At 38.0% G+C, this 2369-nt stretch carries 2 protein-coding genes and 1 pseudogene; all 3 read right to left on the bottom strand.

Translation table 11 applies throughout. The features are described 5' to 3' along the window. The coding region (locus QUA16_RS36425) for an IS630 family transposase (protein WP_333109701.1) at positions 1-598 on the bottom strand (598 nt) is incomplete at its 3' end. A 1-nt stretch (position 599) separates the two neighbouring features. Beyond that, complete coding sequence (locus tag QUA16_RS36420) at positions 600-1082, bottom strand: helix-turn-helix domain-containing protein (RefSeq protein ID WP_333109702.1); 483 nt, start codon at positions 1080-1082, stop codon at positions 600-602. Further along, positions 1046-2118: pseudogene (locus tag QUA16_RS36415) on the bottom strand (IS630 family transposase). Before QUA16_RS36415 ends, QUA16_RS36420 begins: the two are co-directional and overlap by 37 nt. Between the last annotated feature and the right edge of the window lie 251 nt (positions 2119-2369).

Here is a 2369-nt window from a genome sequence, read left to right as displayed (position 1 = left end):
CACTTAATATAGCTTCAAGGATATAGTCCCAACCACAGAGAGATAAAACTTCTTCATTCGTGAGAGATTTGATAATTATATCTACCTGTTCTTTGAGTTTATCTAAACTCGAATAATTTGCCCACTTCAGGTCTTTTTTTGTATGTTCCCACAATCTTTCAATCGGATTCAATTCAGGACTATACGCAGGTAAATATATTGGCATTACATGGTCATGCCAGTCTAATAAGAGAGCTTTATGAAAGCTACCATTATCCATGATAATTAGATTGAAATAGTCTGAGTATTTTTGAGCAAATCCATTTAAAAACTCTTGAAAGCAGTTGTGATTGAGCTGAGAAAATTCTTGATAATATTGTTCACCTGTTGATGGCTCTACAACTCCATAAACATAGAAGTTTCCTCGCTTCCATTGCTTTTGCCCGACGGGTTTTATCCCCTTCAATGTAATCATCCTGCCCTGCATAGTAATCAATCCAAATCTACTCTCGTCCTGACACCATATCCTTACAGGCTGTCCTGTTCCGAAATATTTAATCATTACTTTGATAATCTCCCACAGTTTTTTTTTGAAGTTGGTCTGTGCAACTTCGTTCACCTTATTGCTTTGGGGTCTTGGGACGAGAGAGGTAAGCTTTTAATTTATAATGAACTAGGTCATGTACGACTTGATAGCTCACTTTAATCCCGCATTCTTTTTCTAGCCATATTTGTAATTTCCCATAACTTGTTTCCCCCTCTGGTTCTTGCAGTTTTTTGATTAGTTTTTCTCTCACGGACGGTGGTATATGTGGAGTCTTCCCGGGAGATTTTTTAACTGTGAGTAATGAGGTTATTCCACCTTGTTTGTAAGCTCTTAACCACCGATATATTGTTGATTCGTCTCGCTTCAGCCTCGTGGCTAATTCTTCTCTTGTTTTGATTCTTTTGGTGGCAATCCAGTATAATAGCAGTAATTTTTCTTTACTTACTGCGGTTATAGCCCGTTGGAGTCGATGCTCTAGTTCCTCAACCGTTTCCTGAATTTCTACCTTATACCATTTTTTTAAAGATGTGATAGAGATAAAGAATGTAAAATCCAAGACCATCCGGTGAGAAAACCAATGACGCTCACGGTGAAAGATGCCAAAATTTCCTGAACTTTTGTGCGGAGTTCGTCAAGATTACTAAACACCGACTTTCGCTAAAAAATCTTTGAGATATTCCCACACTCTTTCTGTGGGATTTACTTCAGGGCAAGCCGGAGGCTGAAATAGTAAAATCACATTGTCTGGTAATTCAGATGAGTCCAACTTATGAGCGGGTGCGTTATCAACTTGAATGATGTGTAATTCATGAGGATATTGTCTTGACAAAAGTTGTAAATATGCTTCAAAACAAACTTTGTCTAAATGCGAAAACTCCCAAAAAAAACTTTTTCCATTAGTGATCGATACTGCCCCATACAGCCAAAAACACTCAAATTTCCATTGATGCCTCCCCACGGGCTTTACGCCTGAAAGCGTCAGCTTGCGCCGACGAACTGTATGCAGTCCTAGCCGCGTTTCATCACGCTCACCAATAATTGACTTTTTTATATTTGTTTACTTGAGGCGAAGCTTGGTCTAGTAACGCTTTTATCTGTTGATGTAAGTTATTTTTAAATTCATTAATTGCCGTGGATTTCTGAGAAATACTGCGAGGTCTGGGAATTTTTAATTTACTTTTTAATTCCCCTCTTACTAAAGAATAGACAGCCGAGTAACTACTGGGTATTCCTTTAATCAACCAGAGCCAAAGATGAACTTCTTTATAACTCTTAAATCCTTCTGGGTCTCTCAACTCTTGTTGCAAGGTCGCTGCTATTTCAACTGAAAACTTTTTTGGGCGACCGAAAACCTGCCGATTTTTTAACAAATTTTCCAGACCGCTCTTTCTATATTGAGAGAGCCAGCGATGAATCGTTGCCTCACTTTTACCTAAAACTGTGGATACTTCCCGAACAGTTTCTACTTGTTTTGACTGAAATAAATAAAGCATTTGAACTTTATTATAAGCTAGTATCTTTTTTTGTTGCTTGAGGATTTCTCGCAAATCTTCTACAGATTCTGTAATTTTTATATGAGGACGACCCGACATTGTAATACTATCCTTTACTTTTTACACAAATCTATCACATCTTTAAAAAAATGGTATTAAATTTGTTGGCCATATTGCATTTCCTCTACTTTTAGCCTAAATTTAGTGTACCTTCATAGTGAATTGGTATCAGCAAAATGTCTAGCAGTCAGGAAAATAACCCAAGATAATACAGGCGTGCGACGTGAAGTCGTACATTAGGCGCATCTGCGCTGAATAACTGGAGAGCCGCCTCTCCCGGAGAACTCTCT

The organism is Microcoleus sp. S13_C3, assembly GCF_036700905.1.
In the GTDB taxonomy this organism is placed as follows: Bacteria; Cyanobacteriota; Cyanobacteriia; order Cyanobacteriales; family Microcoleaceae; genus Microcoleus.
Note: the sequence above shows the minus strand (reverse complement) of the source record. Positions and strands in the feature narration are given on the sequence as shown.